This is a genomic window from Mesorhizobium sp. RCC_202 (assembly GCF_041355295.1).
Classification (GTDB): Bacteria; Pseudomonadota; Alphaproteobacteria; order Rhizobiales; family Rhizobiaceae; genus Mesorhizobium.
On sequence record NZ_JBFUPO010000002.1, the window covers coordinates 281,618 to 302,194 of the forward strand.

General features: G+C 63.5%; 21 protein-coding genes. 12 read left to right on the top strand and 9 right to left on the bottom strand.

The window, feature by feature from the left end:
* Window positions 1-189: 189 nt before the first annotated feature.
* Together AB6802_RS05580 and AB6802_RS05585 are read right to left on the bottom strand one after the other, a co-directional pair.
* On the bottom strand, window positions 190-1,161 hold the full coding sequence (locus AB6802_RS05580) for a hypothetical protein (RefSeq protein ID WP_371009021.1): 972 nt from the start codon (window positions 1,159-1,161) through the stop codon (window positions 190-192).
* A 74-nt stretch (window positions 1,162-1,235) separates the two neighbouring features.
* On the bottom strand, window positions 1,236-2,285 hold the full coding sequence (locus AB6802_RS05585; RefSeq protein ID WP_371009022.1) for a CapA family protein: 1,050 nt from the start codon (window positions 2,283-2,285) through the stop codon (window positions 1,236-1,238).
* A 143-nt stretch (window positions 2,286-2,428) separates the two neighbouring features.
* Between AB6802_RS05585 and AB6802_RS05590 the strand changes: the two genes are divergently transcribed.
* Entirely contained in the window at window positions 2,429-3,685 is a 1,257-nt protein-coding gene (locus tag AB6802_RS05590) for a hypothetical protein (protein ID WP_371009023.1), read from the top strand.
* A 28-nt stretch (window positions 3,686-3,713) separates the two neighbouring features.
* Here the strand turns inward: AB6802_RS05590 and AB6802_RS05595 are convergent, their stop codons facing one another.
* Window positions 3,714-4,859: a TauD/TfdA family dioxygenase gene (locus tag AB6802_RS05595; protein WP_371009024.1), complete on the bottom strand. Its 1,146-nt coding sequence runs from the start codon at window positions 4,857-4,859 to the stop codon at window positions 3,714-3,716.
* A gap of 168 nt (window positions 4,860-5,027) precedes the next feature.
* Between AB6802_RS05595 and AB6802_RS05600 the strand changes: the two genes are divergently transcribed.
* From AB6802_RS05600 to AB6802_RS05625, 6 genes are all read left to right on the top strand, one after another.
* On the top strand, window positions 5,028-5,954 hold the full coding sequence (locus AB6802_RS05600) for a LysR substrate-binding domain-containing protein (protein WP_371009025.1): 927 nt from the start codon (window positions 5,028-5,030) through the stop codon (window positions 5,952-5,954).
* 116 nt (window positions 5,955-6,070) lie between these two features.
* Window positions 6,071-9,199 carry an excinuclease ABC subunit UvrB gene (uvrB, locus tag AB6802_RS05605; RefSeq protein WP_371009026.1) on the top strand — a complete coding sequence of 1,043 codons (3,129 nt, stop codon included), beginning with the start codon at window positions 6,071-6,073 and terminating at the stop codon, window positions 9,197-9,199.
* A gap of 443 nt (window positions 9,200-9,642) precedes the next feature.
* On the top strand, window positions 9,643-11,169 hold the full coding sequence (locus AB6802_RS05610) for an ABC-F family ATP-binding cassette domain-containing protein (RefSeq protein ID WP_371009322.1): 1,527 nt from the start codon (window positions 9,643-9,645) through the stop codon (window positions 11,167-11,169).
* Between the two features lie 86 nt (window positions 11,170-11,255).
* Entirely contained in the window at window positions 11,256-11,534 is a 279-nt protein-coding gene (locus tag AB6802_RS05615; protein ID WP_371009027.1) for a type II toxin-antitoxin system RelE/ParE family toxin, read from the top strand.
* 27 nt (window positions 11,535-11,561) lie between these two features.
* On the top strand, window positions 11,562-11,870 hold the full coding sequence (locus tag AB6802_RS05620) for a HigA family addiction module antitoxin (protein ID WP_095201853.1): 309 nt from the start codon (window positions 11,562-11,564) through the stop codon (window positions 11,868-11,870).
* Window positions 11,871-12,083: 213 nt separating this feature from the next.
* Window positions 12,084-12,242, top strand: a complete 159-nt coding sequence (locus tag AB6802_RS05625; protein WP_371009028.1) for a hypothetical protein — start codon at window positions 12,084-12,086, stop codon at window positions 12,240-12,242.
* Between the two features lie 66 nt (window positions 12,243-12,308).
* Here the strand turns inward: AB6802_RS05625 and AB6802_RS05630 are convergent, their stop codons facing one another.
* Window positions 12,309-12,923 (bottom strand): glutathione S-transferase family protein, encoded by a 615-nt coding sequence (locus AB6802_RS05630; protein ID WP_371009029.1) that lies wholly within the window; start codon window positions 12,921-12,923, stop codon window positions 12,309-12,311.
* A 226-nt stretch (window positions 12,924-13,149) separates the two neighbouring features.
* Between AB6802_RS05630 and AB6802_RS05635 the strand changes: the two genes are divergently transcribed.
* Together AB6802_RS05635 and AB6802_RS05640 are read left to right on the top strand one after the other, a co-directional pair.
* Entirely contained in the window at window positions 13,150-13,566 is a 417-nt protein-coding gene (locus tag AB6802_RS05635) for a VOC family protein (protein ID WP_371009030.1), read from the top strand.
* A gap of 165 nt (window positions 13,567-13,731) precedes the next feature.
* Entirely contained in the window at window positions 13,732-14,085 is a 354-nt protein-coding gene (locus tag AB6802_RS05640; RefSeq protein WP_371009031.1) for a DUF1428 domain-containing protein, read from the top strand.
* Window positions 14,086-14,221: 136 nt separating this feature from the next.
* Here the strand turns inward: AB6802_RS05640 and AB6802_RS05645 are convergent, their stop codons facing one another.
* Window positions 14,222-15,856 carry a sulfotransferase gene (locus tag AB6802_RS05645; RefSeq protein WP_371009032.1) on the bottom strand — a complete coding sequence of 545 codons (1,635 nt, stop codon included), beginning with the start codon at window positions 15,854-15,856 and terminating at the stop codon, window positions 14,222-14,224.
* A 200-nt stretch (window positions 15,857-16,056) separates the two neighbouring features.
* Window positions 16,057-16,467, bottom strand: coding sequence for a Kazal-type serine protease inhibitor (locus AB6802_RS05650; RefSeq protein ID WP_371009033.1), 411 nt, complete (start codon window positions 16,465-16,467; stop codon window positions 16,057-16,059).
* 455 nt (window positions 16,468-16,922) lie between these two features.
* On the opposite strand from AB6802_RS05650, the gene AB6802_RS05655 reads away from it, so the two are divergent.
* The 3 genes from AB6802_RS05655 (at window position 16,923) to AB6802_RS05665 (ending at window position 18,223) form a co-directional block, all read left to right on the top strand.
* A complete protein-coding gene (locus AB6802_RS05655; RefSeq protein WP_140821513.1) occupies window positions 16,923-17,135 on the top strand; it encodes a cold-shock protein in 213 nt (70 codons plus the stop codon).
* A 235-nt stretch (window positions 17,136-17,370) separates the two neighbouring features.
* Window positions 17,371-17,583, top strand: coding sequence for a cold-shock protein (locus AB6802_RS05660; RefSeq protein ID WP_006202521.1), 213 nt, complete (start codon window positions 17,371-17,373; stop codon window positions 17,581-17,583).
* Between the two features lie 199 nt (window positions 17,584-17,782).
* Entirely contained in the window at window positions 17,783-18,223 is a 441-nt protein-coding gene (locus tag AB6802_RS05665) for a BA14K family protein (protein WP_371009034.1), read from the top strand.
* A gap of 100 nt (window positions 18,224-18,323) precedes the next feature.
* Here AB6802_RS05665 and AB6802_RS05670 read toward each other — a convergent pair whose 3' ends face one another.
* From AB6802_RS05670 to AB6802_RS05680, 3 genes are all read right to left on the bottom strand, one after another.
* Complete coding sequence (locus AB6802_RS05670; protein WP_371009035.1) at window positions 18,324-18,965, bottom strand: MBL fold metallo-hydrolase; 642 nt, start codon at window positions 18,963-18,965, stop codon at window positions 18,324-18,326.
* A gap of 122 nt (window positions 18,966-19,087) precedes the next feature.
* A complete protein-coding gene (locus tag AB6802_RS05675; protein WP_371009036.1) occupies window positions 19,088-19,396 on the bottom strand; it encodes a hypothetical protein in 309 nt (102 codons plus the stop codon).
* A gap of 146 nt (window positions 19,397-19,542) precedes the next feature.
* A complete protein-coding gene (locus AB6802_RS05680; RefSeq protein ID WP_371009037.1) occupies window positions 19,543-20,436 on the bottom strand; it encodes a branched-chain amino acid aminotransferase in 894 nt (297 codons plus the stop codon).
* Window positions 20,437-20,577: the final 141 nt, after the last annotated feature.

Below are 20,577 nucleotides of genomic sequence, written 5' to 3' on the forward strand. Positions count from 1 at the left end.
CCGTCCCCAACGTCGCCGGCCAGGAGCTCTAATTCACCCCGGCCGATATTTTCGACTGGGACTACACCAAAAACGGCCGTCGGGTCGGCAGTTTCACCGTCTGCGTGCCGTTCAAGACGATGGCGCAGGAAAAGGCCGACTATTATCGGCTTCGACTGCTAATCCGTCGCAATCCCGTCAGCGACCGCTTTAGCCGGCCGCCTCGTCCTTCGCGCCGATCTTGCGCACCAGCGCCGCCGTCGCCAGCATCGCGCCGAGATCGGCGATCATCGGCGCGACATGCGTCTGATAGTCGATCGGCACGGAAATCTCCGGCAGTTCGAAGAAGTTTTTCGACCGCGGCATCAACAGGAACCCGTCGCTGCCGCTGAGCGCGACGCGGGCCTGGTCGAAAGGCCAAGTCTCGCCAAGCCAGGTCAGCGCCTGCGCCAGCCGTCCCGTCACCAGCGGCCGCGCCGCCTCGACATTGTCGGTGCGGAATTCGTAGGCAGCATCGAGTTCGGCCACCCCTGACGTCAATTCCTGCATCTTGCCGGCGAACATGCCGCGGAAGAAATGCACCACCTTGTTGGCCTTGCGCGCCGCCACCAGAGTTCCCGCAAAGGGCTCGATGGTCTCGAAGGCAACGACGATACCTTTGAAGGCGACGGTCTCGCCCTTGCCGGTTCCTTCCGAAAACCTTGCCTCGTAAAGCTCGAACGGGAAATCCTCGTAGCGCCCGGAAATGATGTCGTCGAAGCGCTGCCGGTTGAAGGATCCGACCGTTTCGCGCGGCAGCCTGTCGAAGGAATTCGGCCTGATGCCATGCTGGTAGCGTACATCGCGCACGAAGCCGAAGATCATCGGCAGGAGCGTGTCGCGGAAGGATTGCTGCAGCCGGCTCGCCGGCTTGATCGCCTGGAAGTAGAGCAATACCGCGGCGATGAAGCCGCCGAGATAAAGGAAGACATGCGGCGTCGAGAACCACTGCTCGTGCGGGTCGGCGACTGTGTTGAACAGCCAGGCAATGAGCCCGACGCAGACGATGAGCAGACCGAGGAAGACCGGAACGCGCCAGCGAACCTGCCGCTGCGCCGAGGCCCGCCTCGCCTCATAAGCCTCGATGTCGCGCCTGATGCCGGCGATCACCGCCTCGCTCGGCATGAAATCCGTTGCTTCCATGGCCAACCCCGGCCGCCGCTGAGATGGCGATGATAGCGGCTTTTGCGCGAAAGTCGCCAGCATTGGGCAGGCGCTCAGGCAGAGCGTGTCGGAAAAATCGCGTCGAGACGGGCCGCGACCCGCCGCTTTTCCGCACCGTCCAGTGCCTCGATTGGCACCAGCCACTCATGGTTGCCCTGACGCAGTCGCATGAAGAAATGCAATTGGTAGCCTTCTATTGCGCCGCGCGTGCCAAGGTCGGCGCTGACATCGACGGTAAGAATGGCGCCGATGCGGCCGGGCCATGGCTGACGGGAGAGTGCGGTGCCGAGAAAATCGCCAAGCCCGTAGGCGACGACCGTCTTGCCGATGCGTTCGACCGTCTGCACGACATGGGCATGGTGCCCGGCGATCAGTCCGACGCCATGGCTGGCCATCAGCCTTGCCAGTGCGCGCGTCGCCGGCCGTGGGAAATGCCTGAATTCCCAGTCCCAATGCGGCACGGCGCAGATGAGGTCGATGCTCTTGGCGGCATCGCGGCGCCACCGCGCCGGCTCGACGGTCATCGACACACGGCCCGAAAACAGCGCCGCATCGGCATTGCGCCAGAGCGTGAAGGCGGCAAAACCCAGCGTCAGCGATCCGGCTGAAAGCCGCTCGATAGGCCCCTTGGCCGGTGTGCCGATGGTGCGGATCCCAAGTCGCTTCAGCGTGGCGACCGTCTGATCGAAGCCGGCAATGCCCTGGTCAAGCACATGGTTGTTGGCCAATGACAGTGCCAGTCTGTCTCGCGCGATACCGACAGCCGCAAGCGTGTCGACCAGGAATTGCTCGGTCATCGTGTGATGCGTGCCGAGCTTTGTTCCGAGCACGGCGCTCGGCCGTTCGACGATCGGGCTCTCGCAATTGCCGACCACGAGGTCGGCGGAGGACAAGAGCGCCATGATCCCCGGGTCGCATTGCGGCGTGCTGCGGTTGGCGACGGCGGAGATATCGCCGACGAAAGCCAGCCGCACCGTCCGCGACGGCCGTGGTTCGATCAATGTCGCCGCCGGTGCCGCAAAGCCGTTCCTGTCGCCGCCAAGCGATGGCTTCAACAGGCTCGGCAGCCAGGACAGTTTGTAGGAAAGCGGATAATTCGACACTGGGAGCCCAATCGTTTGCCCTGTGTAGACGGTCAGCCAGGGAAGTGTCGACTGTCGGGCTATTGGATGACGGTTGCCCGTCGCTTGGGAGCGGCAGAACGAATATGTGTATGGTCCGGACAACCGCATCATGGAGGAACGAGATGAAATGTCTGGCAAGTCTGCTCGCATCGGCCGTCATTTCATTGCCGCTGCTGTCCGCCGCCTCGGCCGCCGCGCCTGAAGCCGCAACCGCCCTGTTCGAAGCCAAGACAGTCACGCAACGCAATGCCGCGCTGGCCAAGCTCGAGGCCGCGGCTACTGGTGATCCCGCATCGGCCTATGCCGCCGGCGCCGGCGAATTCTTCACCGCGCTGGAGAGCCTGGCCAGCGGCCTGCATCGCCATGGCTTTGAAAGCCCGCAATCCTTCATGCTGCCGCTGATGCGGCTTCCCGTTCCGGATAACCCCAATCCCGAACCGCTGACCTACGAAGAATTCCGCGCCATCCTCGTCGCCTTCCGCGACCGTCTGGAAAAGTCCGCCGCCACGCTGGGCTCCGTCCCGGCCGGCGCCGACATCGGCATGGTGGTCGACCTCACCCATGCCGGCATCGACCTCAACGAGGACGGCACCATCGCGCCCGACGAAAGCTTCGCCGCGATCATGGCAACGCTGTCGCACGGCAGCATCGACACCAGTGATACCGCGCCGTCGCTGACCTTCCGCTTCGACCGCGCCGACGGCCACTGGCTGCAGGGCTATGCCGAATTCCTCATGGCGCAGGCCGATTTCTGGCTGGCGCATGATTTCAGAAGCACGTTCGACGGCTCGTTCCACATGCTGTTTCCGCGCGCCAAGCTACCGCTGCAGGACATCCTGGTGCCGCCGCCGAGCGAGATGGGCAGCAACATTTTCTCCTCCGAGTGGCGCATCGCCGACTTCATCTCGATGGTGCATCTTATCAACTGGCCCGTGGTCGAGCCTGAACGCCGCAAGGCGGCGCGGCGCGAGTTGCTCGAAATGATCCGGCTGTCGCGCGAGGACTGGAAAGCGATGCGCGCCGAGACCGACAATGACCGCGAATGGCTGCCCGGACCGCAGCAGAAAGGCGTCAATCCGCTCACCGGCCTGGAGGTCAGCGAGGAACAGGTGCAAGCCTGGCTCGCCACCTTGACCATGGCCGAGGATCTGCTCGAAGGCCGGGTGCTGCTGCCGCATTTCCGCATCACCGGCAAGGGCATCAACATGAAGCGTTTCTTCGACGAGCCGAAACCCTTCGATCTCGTTCTGTCGATCACCGGTCCTGGAATCGCGCCCTATCTGGAAAGCGGCAAGATCCTGGCCAGCGAGGATTTCGACCAGATCCAGCGCGAGTTCGGCGGCGGCGGATTCTTGACCTTCGCGCTGTGGTTCAATTGAGGGCTGATCGAGGCGAGCCACGCGCGCCCTATAGGATCGCACCCTGATACAACACCGGCTCCGCCTCTTGCGGCGCAAAACGGCGCGCCAGCGTGCGGAAGGTGCTGTGCACACCGTCACGGTCGAGATTGCAGCTGCGAAGATGGCGGACGGCCAGCGTCGGATCGAAGGCGGTGCGGCCATGCAGGACGCGCTGGTTGTCGAAGACCAGGACCTCGCCCGGCTGCAGCTGGTGCTGGAACTGGTTCTGCGGGTCGCAGATCAGCCGCGTCAGTTGGGCCAGCGCCTCGATCAGTCGGTCGATATTCTCGATTGAGCCGGCCTGCGGCGCCAGGCAGCGGTCGTTGAAGCGGATGCCGGTGACGGCGCCGCTCGCATCGAGGCTGATGACATGCGCCTCGGCGCTGAAGAACACTTCGCCGGCATGCTCACGATGGAAGGTCACGCCGTATCTGGTCAGCAGGTCGAACAAATGCGGCCTGGTCCTGCGCATCTGCTCGGCGACCTGGAAGCCGTCGACCATCAGCGAGGTGCCGCCGCTGCCAGCCCCGGTCCTGACTGCATGGAAGAAGATGAAGCCGGGCGGCGAATAGCGGAACGGCTCGTCGGTGTGCGGGATCTGCGCCCGCGCCGTCTCGCCGGCCACCCTCGCATCGGGTCGCGAAATCAGGTCGAACACCTTGCCGTAGCTGGTCTCGCGCACCGGGCCGTAGCGGCCGGCGACACGCAGCGTCGCCTCCGGCTCGGCCGGAACCCCGGTCAGCATCGCGATGCCATGGTCGCGCAGCGCGCGCAGCGACAGGAACAGCGCCTCGTCATCCTCGATCACCGCATCGAAAACGAAGCGGCCGAGGCGGCCGCTCAAGTCGCTGCTCCAGAGCTGCGGCTGGAAGCGAGGCGCGCCGGCTGATCCGACATGGGCGGCCAGGAAGCCTGCCGCGAAGCGCGACACGTGACCATCCTGCCAGGTCACGTCCATATCGCCTGCCGGCGAGATCTCGACCGCCGAGGCACGGACATCGGCGGGAACATCGGCCGGCGTCAGCCAGCGTTTCCCCGAAGCGGTGTCGCCGCAAATGTCGCATTCGCAGGCAAGCCGCAGCCAGCGCATCGACAGCAGCCCGACTTCACCGCCGTCGAACTCGACCGCGACGCGCGCGCCCTCGTTGCGCATCGACCGTATCGGGCGGGCCTTTGCAGGCTCATTTTCGATGGAATCTGCATGGATTGGCATATCGAGCATGGAAGTTCGTCCCGTTGAATTGACTTCAACGACGCTAGGATCGCCGAAGCCCCGGCACAAACGAGTTTCCTTCGGCATGTTTTGAGTTATTCTCAATCCATGACGTCGCTTCGCGATCTCCCTTTGTCGGCGCTGCGGGCGCTGGCTGCCGCCGCCCGCGCCGGCAGCCTGACGCGCGCCGCCGAGGAGCTCGGCGTCACGCCCGGCGCGGTCGGCCATCAGTTGCGTCAGCTGGAAGACCGGCTGGGCGTCAAGCTGGTCCGACGCGACGGCAACGGCATCGTGCTCACCCGTGCCGCCGAGGCGGCCTTGCCCGATATCGACCGCGGTTTCGATGCGCTGTCATCCGGCTTGCGGCGGCTGCGCTTCGAGCGGCGTACCGAGACCTTCACCATCGCGGCCGATCCCTCTTTCGCTTCGCTCTGGCTGGCGCCACGCCTCGACCGGGTGCGTGCCGCCCTTGGCAAGCTCGATGTCCGCATCGTCGCCTCGGTGGCGCTGGATTCGATGGCGGAGGAAGGCGTCGACCTTGCCATCAGCTACCGCAACAGCGCAGCAAAGGATCTCGCCTCGATCGACCTGTTCACCGAGCGCGTCGTTCCGGCCTGCGCCCCTTCCCTGATCCGAAAGCGTCCCTGGCCGGATGCCGCCGAAACCCTGGACCATCTGCCCTTGCTGCACATCGACCCGACCATGGGCGACGATGTCTACCCGACATGGCGCGACTGGTTCGCGGCGGCGGGCCGGCAGCGCAAGGACCTCGACCAGGGCCCGCGCTTCGCCTTGACCATCGTGGTGGCCCAGGCGGCGATCGCCGGTCTCGGCGCGCTGCTTGCCAGCGAACTGGTGCTGCGGCGGCATCTGGGACCGGGCCAGTTGATCGAGATCGCTCGTGATGTGCCAGCCCTGACCATCAGGCGCCGCCTCGTCTGGCCGCTGCATGGCCCGAAGGCAAGCCGCGCGGCCGCCATTGCCGCGCAATTGGCGGAAGCGGCGGCGCTCGAAATCGGCGCCGCACTGCCTTAACAAGGCGCCAGCGGTGACGCTCCTCCTGACAGCCTTCTGTCAGCAGCATCGGCTGCTGCCGGCGGCGCTTTCACTCGGCTCTTTCCATTTTGGCCGAGTCCACCCATATTCGGCTCATGGCCAAACGTCCTGACAACAAAACGCCTTCGCCGGCGCAAGATGGCGCGCCGAAGCGGCGCCGCCCGCTGACCGAGTTCCTCGACGCCGCCGAGCCGCTTGATCCGGGTGGTTTTGCCGAAGCGCCGCAGGCCGACTTTTCCGGCGCGCCGCTGACCGGCTCGATCGCCGATTGGGCGGACCAGATCGAGCGGGAGGCGGAGAAACAGCCGAAGGCGAAGAACCCTAAGAAGATCCCCGAGCGCTCCGCCGCACCCGGGCGCACGGCGCGCGGCACTTCGATGGGCGGCGCGGCGACGGCGCGTGAACGCACGGCGGCCGGCCTCAACCCGGTCGCCGGCCTCGACGTCTCGCTGGAAGAAGCCGAGACGATGACGTCGAGTGGCGTGACCGCGACGGTAGCTGCTCTCTCCGCGCTGATCGAATCCGGCAATCCGCTGCACAAGGATGGCGTGTTGTGGACGCCGCACCGCCCCGCCCGGCCGGAGAAATCCGAAGGTGGCATCGCCATCAAGATGGTGTCGGACTTCGAGCCGGCCGGTGACCAGCCGACCGCCATCAAGGACCTTGTCGAAGGCGTCGACAACAACGACCGTACCCAGGTTCTGCTCGGCGTCACCGGCTCGGGCAAGACCTTCACCATGGCCAAGGTGATCGAGGAGACGCAACGCCCGGCCTTGATCCTGGCGCCCAACAAGACGCTGGCCGCGCAGCTCTATTCCGAATTCAAGAAATTCTTCCCCGACAATGCGGTGGAATATTTCGTCTCCTACTACGACTATTACCAGCCGGAGGCCTACGTCCCGCGCACCGACACCTTCATCGAGAAGGAATCCTCGATCAACGAGCAGATCGACCGCATGCGCCACTCGGCGACGCGTTCGCTGCTCGAACGCGACGACGTCATCATCGTCGCCTCGGTGTCCTGCATCTATGGTATCGGCTCGGTCGAGACCTACACGGCGATGACCTTCCAGATGCAGATCGGCGACCGGCTCGACCAGCGCGCCCTGCTCGCCGACCTCGTCGCCCAGCAATACAAACGCCAGGACATCAATTTCGTGCGCGGTTCGTTTCGCGTGCGCGGTGACACGATCGAGATCTTTCCCGCCCACTTGGAAGACCGCGCCTGGCGCATCTCGATGTTCGGCGACGAGATCGAGCAGATCACCGAGTTCGATCCGCTGACCGGCCAGAAGACCGGCGAGCTGAAAAGCGTCAAGATCTACGCCAACTCGCACTATGTGACGCCGCGTCCGACGCTCAACCAGGCGATCAAGTCGATCAAGGAAGAGCTCAAGCAGCGGCTGGTGGAACTGGAGCGCGCCGGACGTCTGCTGGAAGCGCAGCGGCTGGAACAGCGCTGCCGCTTCGATCTCGAGATGTTGGAAGCCACCGGATCGTGCGCCGGCATCGAGAATTATTCGCGCTATCTCACGGGACGCCAGCCGGGCGATCCGCCGCCGACTTTGTTCGAATACATTCCCGACAATGCGCTGGTCTTCATCGACGAAAGCCACGTCACCGTGCCGCAGATCGGCGGCATGTATCGCGGCGACTTCAGGCGCAAGGCGACGCTGGCCGAATATGGCTTCCGCCTGCCGTCCTGCATGGACAACCGGCCGCTGCGCTTCGAAGAATGGGACGCCATGCGCCCGCTCTCCGTCGCCGTTTCGGCCACGCCCGGCGGCTGGGAAATGGAACAGGCCGGCGGCGTCTTCGCCGAGCAGGTCATCCGCCCGACTGGCCTGATCGATCCGCCGGTCGAGGTGCGCCCGGCCAAAAGCCAGGTCGACGATGTCGTCGGCGAGATCCGCGACACCACCAAGGCCGGTTACCGTACGCTGGTCACAGTGCTCACCAAGCGCATGGCCGAGGACCTGACAGAATACCTGCATGAGAACGGCATCCGTGTCCGCTACATGCATTCCGACATCGACACGCTGGAGCGCATCGAGATCCTGCGCGATTTGCGCCTCGGCGCCTTCGACGTGCTGGTCGGCATCAACCTCTTGCGCGAAGGCCTCGACATTCCCGAATGCGGCTTCGTCGCCATCCTCGACGCCGACAAGGAAGGGTTTTTGCGTTCCGAAACCTCGCTGATCCAGACCATCGGCCGCGCCGCCCGCAACGTCGACGGCAAGGTCATCCTCTATGCCGACCAGGTCACCGGCTCGATGGAGCGGGCGATGGCCGAGACCAACCGCCGCCGCGAGAAGCAGATGGAGTGGAACGCGGCCAACGGCATCACCCCGGAATCGGTCAAGTCGCGCATCTCCGACATTCTGGACTCGGTCTACGAGAAGGACCACGTCCGCGCCGACATCTCGCAGTTCACCGACGGCGCCGGCGCCATGATGGGCAACAATCTCAAGGCCCATCTCGAGGCGTTGGACAAGCAGATGCGCGACGCCGCCGCCAATCTCGATTTCGAGAAGGCGGCGCGTGTCCGCGACGAGATCAAGCGGCTGCGCGAGATGGAGCTGTCGATCTCCGACGATCCGCTGGCGCGCGAGGTGGAAGGCCAAAGCCCGGCATCGGGCCGCGAAAAGGGCAAGCACAACAAGGGCGTGGCCAAGCACCGCACGGTCGAGGAACAGGAGCGTTTCCGCAAGTTCGAGGAAGCACGCGCCGCCGAAGAGGCAGCCAAGGCTGCCCGGCCCAACCTGTTCCGCAAGCCGGCGCTCGACGAAATGGGCGCCGATGGCGCCGTGCCGGTGAAGAAGCCGCTGTTCGCCAAGCCGTCGATCGACGACATGGGCCCCGGCACCGATATGCCGACGCCGGCGGGCGCGGTCTCGCGCTCGCTGTTCAAGAAGCAGTCGGCGCAGGAAGCGCATGGGTCCGACTTCGGCATTCCCGGCGAGGCCACCAAACCGCTGTTCAAGAAGAACTCGCTCGATGAGATGACGGTGCGGCGGACGGAAAAGCCGGTCGAAGGAAAAGTGCCGGCCAAGCCACAGCCAATCTCCACCCAAGTGGGAGCCGGCAGGGCTGAGGGGGGCGCGAAAGATCGCGACGTCAAACCAGTTGTACGTCAGCGCGCCGGGATTGGCTCCTACGAGGATCCAGGCGACGCGCGCCGCCAGAAGCGCCGGCCGGGCAAGACCGGCAGGCCGGGGCAGTAGTTTTATTGGAAACGCTGGCGGGACAGCGCCCCCCTCTGGCCTGCCGGCCATCTCCCCCACGAGGGGGGAGATTGGCAGCTTCAGCGCATCGCTCCCTCCTGGACGAGCCACTTGCCACCAGCCACGCCCTTGGTGTAATCGCTCCCCAACACTCGAACGTCTTGAAAGGAGGGCTCACGTGTTTACGTTTCATCGTCACCATCGTCAGCGTGGCCCGATTTCTGCCCTGCGAGTTCGCTTGCAGGGCTGACCAGGGACGGTCCGGGTTTTTCCCGCTTCGATTTTTTGGTCTGCCCTTCGTGGTGCTGCGACGCCGAGCCTGATGGCCGGGACGCGCACCGTCAAAGTGCATCAGCCGCTAGAGCATGATCCCGAAAAGTGGGAACCGGTTTTCGGGAAAGATCATGCTCTACAAAGAGTCGGCCAAGACCAGAGAAATCACAATGGCCCTGATCAGCCTCAAATCACTGGGCGTCACCATGAGTGCGCCGCTCTTTTCCAATCTCGACCTCACCATCGGCGCCGGCGACCGGCTCGGCCTCGTCGCGGCCAATGGCCGGGGCAAATCCACGCTTCTCAAATGCCTGGCGGGTGACCTCGACCCCACCAGCGGCGACATCACCAGGTCGCGCGGCCTGCGTGTCGGCCATGTCGAGCAATCCGTCCCCGAGGCGCTGCTCGAGCGCAGCTTCCACCAGGCGGTTGCCGATGCCCTGCCGGCCGAGCAGCGCGACAGCGAGCTGTGGCGTGTCGACGTGGTGCTGGATTCGCTCGATGTGCCGGAGGACATGCGCGAGCGCAAAATGCGCGCCTTGAGCGGCGGCTGGCAGCGGCTGGCGCTGATCGCGCGCGTCTGGGTCACCGATCCGGACGTGCTTTTGCTCGACGAGCCGACCAACCATCTCGATCTCGCCAAGATCAACCAGCTGGAAACGTGGCTCAACGCGCTGCCGCGCGAGGTGCCGGTGGTCATCGCCAGCCATGACCGCGCCTTTCTCGACGCCGTCACCAACCGAACGCTGTTCCTGCGCCCGGAAGAATCCCCGGTGTTTACCCTGCCCTATTCGCGGGCGAGAGAGGCCCTGGACGAACTCGACGCCTCGATGGCGCGCAAGTTCGAGCGCGACATGAAGGTCGCACAGCAGCTGCGCAAGCAGGCCGCCAAGCTCAACAACATCGGCATCAATTCCGGCAGCGACCTTTTGACGGTGAAGACCAAGCAGCTCAAGGAACGGGCCGATAAGCTGGAGGATGCAGCCGTGCAGGCGCATCGCGAGCGCTCGGCCGGAGCGATCCGGCTGGCGAACCGCGGCACGCATGCCAAGGTGCTGATCACGCTCGAGGACGCGGCGGTGGAAACGCCCGACGGCACGCTGCTGTTCAGGACCGGCAAGCGCCATATCTGCCAGGACGACCGCATCGTGGTGCTCGGCCGCAACGGCGTCGGCAAATCGCGCTTCATCGCGATGATCCACAACGCCATAGCCGAGCCCGGCACGGTGCCGAATGTCAAAGTGACGCCGTCGACAGTGCTCGGCTACAGCGACCAGGCGCTGTCGGGCATCAGCGGTGACGACACGCCGCTGGCAATGGTCTCGCGGCGCTTCGAGGTCGGCGAGCAGCGCGCCCGTTCGCTGCTCGCCGGCGCCGGCGTTGCCATCGAGATGCAGGACAAAAAGATCGGCGCCTTGTCGGGCGGACAGAAGGCGAGGCTGATGATGCTGGTGCTGCGGCTCATCCATCCCAACTTCTATTTGCTCGACGAACCGACCAACCATCTCGACATCGATGGCCAGGAAGCGCTGGAGGCCGAATTGCTCAAGCACCAGGCAAGCTGTCTGCTCGCTTCACATGACCGTTCCTTCATCCGCACGGTCGGCAATCGCTTCTGGCTGATCGAGAAACGCCGGCTGACCGAAGTCGAGGACCCGGAAGAGTTCTTCCGCGAGGTGGCGGAAGCGGGCGGTTGAAGGCGAACGATCGATACCCTCAATCGACCTGTAAATTATTTGCTTACATCCCTTGATTTGTGTAAGCAATCTGTTTACACGTATCGATGATCAAGTCCTTTAAGAACAAGGCGCTGTCGGACCTCTTTCAAACCGGGAAAACCGGCAAGATCGACGCCAAGATGCACAAGCGCATTCTTGTCCGGCTTGACCGCCTGGAAGCTTCAGAGAAGCCGGAGGAGATGAACCTTCCCGGCTTCGACTTCCATCCGCTGAAAGGCTTCGATCCCATTCGCTACACGGTCCATGTCAACGGCCCGTGGTGCATCACATTTGAATTCGACGGCACGGACGCCGCCCGCGTCGATTTCGAGCAATATCACTGAGGCGGCCAGATTGGAGAAGTTCGACTTATGAACGTGCACAAGCCGACGCGTCCGATCGAGCGTTGTCCCTCCCACCCGGGAGCGCTGCTTGAGGACATCATCCCGGCAACTGGAAAGACCAAGGTGGAAATTGCAAATCTGCTCGGAATCTCCCGGCAGCAGCTCTATGACATCATCCGCGAAAAGAAGCCGGTTTCGCCGGCAGTGGCCGCCCGCCTTGGGAAGCTGTTCGGCGATGGCGCTGCGATCTGGCTTCGGATGCAGGCGGCTTTCGACGCCTGGCACGCCGAGCGTGAAGTTGATGTTTCAGCTATTCCGACGCTCAAGGTTGCCTAATGCATGTGTGCAGCGGTTCCGCGACAACGACATGCATCATCAGACAAGACTTATAGCGTGTCGCCTGAATCCGTTTTCAGCACGACGCGCTTTAGGCCCTGGCTTGAATCGCGTATCGTAACAAAAATTTCGCCGCCCTGTCGGATCGCCCGAACCTGCCGCGTCCTTGAAATGCCGACACGATGATGCCGGCATCAACAAGGGAGAACGATCATGTCGGTACTGTCATCCATCAACCGCGTCGCAAGCCGCTACGCGGCGGCCCGCGCCCGCCGGCGCGGCGAACGCATCCTGCTTTCGCTGCCGGCCGCGCTGCGCAAGGACATCGGCTTTCCGGAAATCTTCGACGTGCGGAAGGATCCGGGTGTCTGACATGCGCTTGAATCAGCGCAGCCGGGAGCCCGCCACTGACGGCGGCCGCAAACAGGCGACCGCCAGTCAGTCATGCGTGTCGCCCGAGAGTGGCGTCGCCAGCATCGAGGCGCGCTTTTCGAAAGACTCGAACCACCGCGTCAGCCGCGATCGCGAGCGAAAATCCGGCAGGTGACGGAACGCCATCCACGACAGCGTGGTGGCCAAGGCAATGTGCCCGACATGAAGCGGCGCTTCATCGTCCAGCGTGCTTTCGATCCAGTCGTAGCTCGCCTCGATCTTTTCCCGATATCCGTCGGCAAGAACCGCATAGCGCAATTCTTCGGGTCTTCTTTCGGTCTCCCAGCGCAAGCCTATTCCCGTCTGCGCCAACCCTTGAGCGACGGCCTGCAGCCGCAACGCCTGCCAGCGCGCCTCACCATCCTGCGGCAGAAGCCTGCGGCCGTCATGCAGCGTATCGAAATAGGCGCAGATGACGTCTGAATCGAAGATCGGCGCCGCATCGGGCCGCAGCAGCACCGGCACCTTGCCGAGCGGGTTTTCGGCGTAGACACGCGCATTGCGCAAGGTCGGGCTGGTCTCGTGATGAATGACCTCGAGCCGATCGGCAATGCCGACCTCAAGGGCAAAGACAAGCGCCTTGCGCGCGAAAGGCGAGTGCGTCTGGTAGTAGAGGATCATCATCGTCTCGCACCGTAGGAGGAAAGCAGCGTGGTCTGCTTGTTACCCCGCCAGGCGCGAGAATTGCGCTCTGATTGGACACCGCCGACGCAAGTTCATTTCGTGGCTTCCGCAGGCCTGTCGACGTCCGGCTTCCAAGAAAATTTTCGGGCCGTGTAGGATTGCCGCCGTTCCGTTCGTCCTCTGGGTCGCAAGGCTCGATCAACCCGTGAAGAGGAACATGCCGATGAACGACCAGACCCCACCCCGGGCGCAAGTGCTTGGCGGATTGACCCCCTATCTGCAACTGGACGGCGCCTTCAAGGCCGCTGAATTCTACAAGAAGGCCTTCGGCGCCGAGCAGGTGTTCTTCTACCCGCCCGATGAGCAGGGCCGCACCATGCACATCCACCTGCACATCAACGGTTCGACCTTGATGATTTCGGATTTCTATCCCGAAAACGGAATGCCGCCCGTCAAGCCGCAGGGCTACACCATGCAGCTCCATCTCGGCAGCGACGACATCGCCACCTGGTGGCAACGCGCCGTGGATGCCGGCTGCGAGGTCGCGGTGCCGCTCCAGGTCATGTTCTGGGGTGACCAGTGGGGCAACATGCGCGATCCCTTCGGTGTCGAATGGGCGATGAACGCGCCGGCGAAATAGTTTCCTGAAGCAATCCAGGAAAAGTGTGAAGCGGCTTTCCGTCCGGAATGGCGCCAGACAAGAGAGCGAGCAGGCGTTGCCGGCCAACTGCAGGACTGACGCGCTCACCGCGCCGGGTCGTATCCCGCCGACCCGGCGCCCGTTTTCCAGCAAAGGAACCTACCCATGTCCTATGTCGATGGCTTCTTGCTTGCCGTGCCGAAGGCAAATCTCGGTGATTACAAGAAAATGGCCGAGAACGCCGGCACGATCTGGATGGAACACGGCGCGCTGGCCTATGTCGAATGCGTCGGCGACGACGTGCCCTATGGCGAGCTGACCTCGTTCCCGCGCGCGGTGCAGGCGAAGGACGATGAGATCGTCATCTTCGCCTGGGTCGTCTACGAGTCCAGACAGAGCCGAGACGTGGTCATGGCCAAGGTGATGGCCGACGAACGCCTCAAGATGGACTGGTCTGCCATGCCGTTCGACGGCAAGCGCATGATCTTCGGCGGCTTCCAGCCCTTCGTGGAACTCTGACGCCAAGCTTGGTTGAGATTGAGGTCAGGCCGAGTCGAGAATGGTGGTTCCTGAGAACCGGAGCGCAGCGTACTTAACGTACGTGAGCACCGGAAGCGCAGGGAACCGCCGTCCGCGGGCCGGCCTCACCTCAAGATCAGTCCAGCTTGTCGAGCAGCGGCTTCAGCCGGTCCCCATAGCGCTTCCACAGATCGACCGAGCCCTGATACATCGGCTGGCGCACTTGTGCTGCCGATGCCGTGCGCACGGGGCGGTCGGTCTCGTGGAAGGACAGCACCTTGGCGTCCCAGGGCAGCCCGAGATGCGCCATCAACGCCCTCGTCTGGCCTTCCTGGTCGGCGACAAAATCCTCATAGCGCACGTCATGCACGACGCCCGGCAGCACCTTGTGCCAATGCGCCATGATGTCGGTGTAGAGGTTATGGAAGTCCGCAAGCTCGCCGAGTTCGTAGCCGTAGCGATGGCTGTCGCCGCGGAAATGCACCTTGAAGATCGACAGGCACGTGGCGGCGGCGTCGCGCGCGCAATGGATGATCTTGGCCTTCGGCAACATCATGTGCAGGAAGCCGACCAGCATGAAGTTGCCCGGCATCTTGTCGGTGACATGGGGCAAGTCGGGATAGCGGGAATGCAGCATGTCGAGATAGGCCTGGCCGGCTTCGGCAAAGGCTTTGTCCGGCATGTCGGCAACGCCCCATGGAAAGCCTCCCTCAATGCTCATCGGAAACTGCTTGCCCACCGCCGTCTTCAGCAAGTTCAACTCGCCGGCGCCGAAGACCTGCGGATGGCTGGCGATGATCTGCTCGACCAGCGTCGTGCCGGAACGCGGCATGCCGACGACGAAGATCGGTGTGTCGTCGGCAATGTCGCTCGGCTTGTGCTTCTCGAAGAAGGCCGTGTCGAACACCGCCTTCATCGCTTCGAACTCGTCGCGCGTGCGGACCGGATCGTAGTCGATGCCCTGGCGGCGGATGGCGTTGCCTTCGGCGAAATAGTCGAAGGCGCGGCCATAGTCCATGAGATCGTCATTGGCCTTGCCGAGGCCGAAGGAGAGTTGCATGCGGGCGAGGCTGCCTGGCTGTGCCTTGGCATGCTCGGCCTCCATGCCGGAAAGCTCCTTGTCACGCTCGCTCTGGCGCTTGACCTGCGTCAGCAGCAGCCAGGCTTTCGCCATGGCCGGCGCGACCGCCACTGCCTGGCGGGCTAGGTCGGCGGCTTCGTCGAGCTTGCCCTTCTCCATCATGGCGACGCCCAAGCCGTAAAGCAGCTCGGCATCCTTCGGCCGGATCGACAAGGACTCGCGGAACAGCGCGATCGCCTCGTCGAGCCGCGCGGCCTCCTGCAGCGTCTCCGCAAGACCGATACGGGCGCGGACATGGAACGGGTTACGGCCAATCGTGCCGCGATAGACTTCCTCGGCGGCGTCGAACTGGCCGAGCTGCTTCAAGGATGAGCCGAGATTGTCGCGCGCGGCGAGCTGCTCCGGTCGCAGTTCCACCGCGCCGCGGAAGAAATCGACGGCCGCGGCGACGCGACCGAGGTCGCGCATGACCGTGCCCATATTGTTTAAGAAGTCGGCGTTCCTCGGCTGCAGCGTCACCGATTGCTCGATGAGACCCAGCCCTTCCTCGCTGCGGCCGGTCTGGTGCAGGAGCAATCCAAGGAAGTGCAACGCGGCAGCGTGGTTCGCCTGCTGGCCCAGCACCTGGCGGTAGAGCGCCTCGGCCTCCTGGCGTCGCCCGGCCTGATGCAGTTGCAGCGCCCTTTGCACATAAGGATCAAGCGCGCTCGCCGATGAACCCGGCTTGCCGCCCGCGTTTGCCGCTCGTCTTTGATCTCTGTTAATGGGAAACCTGCCCTAGTTTGTTGGTCCGCCGGACCTAAGCCATACCGGCGGCAGATTCAAGAGATTGCATCAGCTCGGCTTCCCGGCAGCCCAAGCCGCTTCCCACCGGACATGAGATCGGACCATCAGCACGGCCCGTCGCCAACGATACGATAGTCGGCCGCCCGCGCCTCGCAGGCATTCGGGAAAGTGCGCTCTTCGCCATGGCGCCTGGCGCAGACCGGAGCGTATTCGCGCGTGCAGAAGGTCGGCTCGCCGCCGCCTCCACCTCCGCCGCCGCCACCGTCGCGGCATGGGCCGTCGCGCACGATCCGGTACCCTGCCCTGTCGGCCAGGCAGGCATTGGCGAAGGTCTGGCGGTCGTCGCCTCGGCGGGCGCAGACCGGCTCATATTCCCTGGTGCAGAACTGCGGCTCCGGCCTCGGCGGGCGCGGCCGCGGTCCATCGTCGACAACGACCGTACAGGCTGACAGCAGCACGGATAGAAGCAGGGCGACAAGGCCCTGTCGCGCGGCGATCGCCGTAAGAAACCGCATATCTTCCCTCCCCCGATCCACGACGAAATATGCCGTCTCAAGATGATCCTCGCTATTCCTGCCGCGAAAGCAAGCCAAGCCCACAACGAGCCGGCAAACCGTTGCGCCGGAGGGTGCAACCTGGCCCATGCCTGATCCGTCTCTGGCCGATGACCTGCCGTGGCGCCGGGTCTATGAGGCCCTGCGTTGGACGTGCCGCTGGCCGTCTGCGGCCGCTATCTTGCAACCTTCACGTTTCCGTGTAATAAATTTCCCCGTTCGGGCATTTGCGACCCGGAGAGCGGAACGTTTTGGACGACCTTTCCCCGATAAGTGTGAATCTCTGACAGCCCCGTTTTTCGGCGGGGGGTTTTGACCATGCGCGAATGCATGACCGCCGAAGCAACCACCGGGAATTGCCCGAGGCGCGAGGCAGCGGGCAAACCACATGACTGACGGGTGAAGGAGTTTCCCCAATGGCCCAGACCGGCACCGTAAAGTTCTTCAACGCCACCAAAGGCTTCGGCTTCATCACGCCTGATGGCGGCGCGAAGGACGTGTTCGTCCACATTTCCGCCATCGAGGCATCTGGCCTGCGCACGCTCGTCGATGGCCAGAAGGTTACCTTCGACGTCGAGCCGGACCGCATGGGCAAGGGCCCGAAGGCGGTCAACCTGCGCGCCGGCTGATCATCGGCGCCACCTGTCGATCCGGATTGAATGATGCGGCAGGATCGTGAACCGGCATCATGGCAGGCCTGAAATTTCGAAGGCGCGACGGAAACGTCGCGCCTTTTTCGTTCGGCAAAGCGCGGCTTGGCGACTGAAAACTTTCTCTTGCCGATAGCGCTAAAATAAAGGACAAATTTCCTGTCGGGCAATTTGCCGGCCCGAGACTGACTTGATGGGATCAAAGGAGCTTCCCATGCCGCAGACCGGCACCGTCAAATTCTTCAACCATGCCAAAGGCTTCGGCTTCATCACGCCGGATGATGGCGCGAAGGATGTCTTCGTCCACATTTCGGCTGTGCAGGCGTCGGGCCTTCCCGGTCTTGAGGATGGGCAGAAAGTGACATTCGACACCGAGCCGGACAAGCGCGGCAAGGGTCCGAAGGCCGTCAATCTGTCGATCGGCTAAGCCGGCTCAGGACGGGTCCGGCGAAGGTTAAGTCAGGCGGGCAGCTCCCCGCCCGGTAATGGGTTGTGCCCAAGCCGAAAAATCGTTTGAGCGGAATTTCGTTCAGCCTCCGTTCAGCCACGGTCCTCTATTAACCTTTGCTAAAGCCGGGCCGCATCCCCTCCGACAATGCGCGGGCCGGTGCGTAAGGAGACCGAAAATGAACCGAATTCTCAAGACCGCCATTTTGAGCGTTGGCATTGCTGCGACCACTTTGGCTACCTTCTCGGCGGCCAATGCCGATGACTGGCGCTGGCGCCATCACCATCACGGCGGACATGGCGGCGATGCCCTCGCCGCCGGCGTTGTCGGCCTCGCCGCCGGCGCCCTGATCGGCAGCGCGCTGAGCAACCCCGGCCCGCGCTATTACGATCCGGCCTATGACGACGACGGCTATTATGCCGACCGTCCGGTGCGTCGCTACTACGTGCAGCAGCCGCGCTATTACGTGCAGCCACGTACCGTCTATGCCGACCGCTATGCCGAGCCGTGGACCCGCGGCTGGTACGAGTATTGCTCGGACCGCTACCGCAGCTTCAACTCGCGCACCGGCACCTTCACCGGTAACGATGGCGACCAGCATTTCTGCGTCGCCAACTAATCCGGAGCAATTCCAGGAAAATATCCGGGATTGCGTCAAAACGAGACTTGGGTTCCCTGCCCTGACAAAAGCGCCGCCCCCAGCGGCGCTTTTGCTTTTATCAGGTCAGGAATGGATTGGTCCGGCGCTCGTCGCCGAACCGGCTGCCCGGGCCATGGCCGCAGATGAAGCCGATGTCGTCGCCAAGCGGCAGCAGCTTTTGCTTGATCGAGGCAATCAGTGCTGCGTGATCGCCGCCGGGCAGGTCGGTACGGCCGACCGAGCCGCGAAACAGCACGTCGCCGACATGCGCGAACTTTGCCGCGCGGTTGTAGTAGACGACGTGGCCCGGCGCATGGCCCGGACAATGCAGCACCTCGAACTGATGCTGGCCGAACGACACCGTCTCGCCTTCGCTTAGGAAACGGTCCGGCACGCAGTTGCTCACCGGGTCGGTTAGACCGAAGCGCTTGGCCTGGTTCTCGAGATTGGCAAGCAGCGGCTTGTCGGCCTCGTGCGGGCCGATGATGTCGATGCCGAGCGCATCCTTGAGCTCCATCGCGCCGCCGGCATGGTCGATATGCCCGTGGGTGATCCAGATCGCGCCGGCAGTGATCGCATTATCCTTCAACGCCTTGAGTACCTGATCGATATCGCCGCCGGGATCGACGACGACGCCGGTCTTGTCGTCCATGTCGAACAGGATGGTGCAGTTCTGCTGGAAGGGCGTGACCGGCACGATGCCGGCATTGAGCTGACCCATGGCTTTCCTTTCGAAGTTTCGTCTTGATGTAGACAGGTCAACGACCGCCGTCCACCACCGCTGGAACCTCAAAAGAAATGGGCGGCCAAGGCCGCCCATGACAAAGCCCGAGAGAACCGGAGCTATTTCTTCATCGCGTTCATGACCGCGCCGATGATGCCGGTCAGGATGGCACCACCACCAACGCCGCCGAGCAGGTTCTTCAGGTCGAGCGCGCTTCCGATGCCACCCGCCGCCGCCGCCGCGTCAACCCCGCCGCCGCCAAGCAGACTGCCCAGGATGGCCGCGCCGCCGACACCGCCAATGGCGCCGCCGAGGACTTTGGTGAGCTGCCCCATTGCCGCCTGCTTCAGCGCCACGCCGATCGCCTGGCCCCCGATAACACCCGCAATCACCTGTACAACGATCTGAATAATCGTGTTGCTGTCCATGTAACTAGTCCCTCCATAGCCGCCAGCCTCCTGCGGCCGACACCATCATGAGACGCCGAATTGCGCGAAAGTCAAATGCGTGTGCGCTTAAATAAAAGGGGCGGCTGTAAAACCGCCCCCATTGCATAAAAAAGCTGTGACTTTCGCTATTCAGCGGCAATCGCCTGCTTTGGTTGCACTGCAGCAGAATAGTCGTTCATCAAGGTCTTGGCGATTTCGCCGACCTCGAATCGGTAGGGGCCGATCTCTGAAACCGGAGTGACTTCGGCGGCCGTGCCGGTGAGGAAGCACTGCTCGAAACCTTCGAGTTCTTCCGGCATGATGGCGCGCTCGACCACTTCGAGACCACGGTCCTTCGCCAGGCCGATGACAGTGCGGCGGGTAATGCCGTCGAGGAAGCAGTCGGGCGTCGGCGTATGGATCTTGCCGTCCTTGACGAAGAAGATGTTGGCGCCGGTGGCTTCCGCAACCTGGCCGCGCCAGTCGAGCATCATGGCGTCCGCATAGCCCTTGGCCTCCGCGGCGTGCTTGGACAGCGTGCAGATCATGTAGAGGCCGGCCGCCTTCGACTTGGATGGCGCCGTGCGCGGGTCCGGACGGCGCCATTCGGCGACATCGAGACGGATGCCCTTGAGCTTTTGTGCCGGGTCGAAATAGCTCGGCCACTGCCAGATGGCGACGGCGCAATTGATGCGATTGTTCTGTGCCGCAACGCCCATCTGCTCGCTGCCGCGCCAGGCGATCGGACGCACATAGGCGTCCTGGAACCCCTGCTTCTTCAGCAGCGTGCGGCAGGCGTCATCGAGATCGGCAACCGGATAGGGGATCTTGAAGCCCAGCAGCCGCGCCGATTCATGCAGGCGTTCATTATGCTCGGTCAGCTTGAAGATCTGGCCGCCATAGGCGCGCTCGCCTTCGAAAACCGCGCTGGCATAGTGCAAGCCATGGGTCAGCACGTGGATCTTGGCCTCGGTCCATTTGACGAACTCGCCGTTCATCCAGATAAAGCCGTCCAACTGGTCAAAAGGAACGGATGCCATGGAAACCTCCCGCGGGCAGCTGCCCGCACATCGTTGTGTCGTCTAGCGTTTGTGTCAGCCGCGCCGGTCTCTCGAACGCCGGCCTCTGCCTGAAAGCGTAGGCGGATATTCGCGGTATGGCAAACTCAGGAAGTTCCGGAA

Bases quoted from the DNA above. Each gene is read 5' to 3' on its own strand.
- AB6802_RS05580 (WP_371009021.1), bottom strand. From the start codon at position 1,161: ATGGAAGCAACGGATTTCATGCCGAGCGAGGCGGTGATCGCCGGCATC.
- AB6802_RS05590 (WP_371009023.1), top strand. From the start codon at position 2,429: ATGAAATGTCTGGCAAGTCTGCTCGCATCGGCCGTCATTTCATTGCCG.
- AB6802_RS05595 (WP_371009024.1), bottom strand. From the start codon at position 4,859: ATGCGCAACGAGGGCGCGCGCGTCGCGGTCGAGTTCGACGGCGGTGAA.
- AB6802_RS05600 (WP_371009025.1), top strand. From the start codon at position 5,028: ATGACGTCGCTTCGCGATCTCCCTTTGTCGGCGCTGCGGGCGCTGGCT.
- uvrB (WP_371009026.1), top strand. From the start codon at position 6,071: ATGGCCAAACGTCCTGACAACAAAACGCCTTCGCCGGCGCAAGATGGC.
- AB6802_RS05610 (WP_371009322.1), top strand. From the start codon at position 9,643: ATGGCCCTGATCAGCCTCAAATCACTGGGCGTCACCATGAGTGCGCCG.
- AB6802_RS05615 (WP_371009027.1), top strand. From the start codon at position 11,256: ATGATCAAGTCCTTTAAGAACAAGGCGCTGTCGGACCTCTTTCAAACC.
- AB6802_RS05620 (WP_095201853.1), top strand. From the start codon at position 11,562: ATGAACGTGCACAAGCCGACGCGTCCGATCGAGCGTTGTCCCTCCCAC.
- AB6802_RS05625 (WP_371009028.1), top strand. From the start codon at position 12,084: ATGTCGGTACTGTCATCCATCAACCGCGTCGCAAGCCGCTACGCGGCG.
- AB6802_RS05630 (WP_371009029.1), bottom strand. From the start codon at position 12,923: ATGATCCTCTACTACCAGACGCACTCGCCTTTCGCGCGCAAGGCGCTT.
- AB6802_RS05635 (WP_371009030.1), top strand. From the start codon at position 13,150: ATGAACGACCAGACCCCACCCCGGGCGCAAGTGCTTGGCGGATTGACC.
- AB6802_RS05640 (WP_371009031.1), top strand. From the start codon at position 13,732: ATGTCCTATGTCGATGGCTTCTTGCTTGCCGTGCCGAAGGCAAATCTC.
- AB6802_RS05650 (WP_371009033.1), bottom strand. From the start codon at position 16,467: ATGCGGTTTCTTACGGCGATCGCCGCGCGACAGGGCCTTGTCGCCCTG.
- AB6802_RS05655 (WP_140821513.1), top strand. From the start codon at position 16,923: ATGGCCCAGACCGGCACCGTAAAGTTCTTCAACGCCACCAAAGGCTTC.
- AB6802_RS05660 (WP_006202521.1), top strand. From the start codon at position 17,371: ATGCCGCAGACCGGCACCGTCAAATTCTTCAACCATGCCAAAGGCTTC.
- AB6802_RS05665 (WP_371009034.1), top strand. From the start codon at position 17,783: ATGAACCGAATTCTCAAGACCGCCATTTTGAGCGTTGGCATTGCTGCG.
- AB6802_RS05670 (WP_371009035.1), bottom strand. From the start codon at position 18,965: ATGGGTCAGCTCAATGCCGGCATCGTGCCGGTCACGCCCTTCCAGCAG.
- AB6802_RS05675 (WP_371009036.1), bottom strand. From the start codon at position 19,396: ATGGACAGCAACACGATTATTCAGATCGTTGTACAGGTGATTGCGGGT.
- AB6802_RS05680 (WP_371009037.1), bottom strand. From the start codon at position 20,436: ATGGCATCCGTTCCTTTTGACCAGTTGGACGGCTTTATCTGGATGAAC.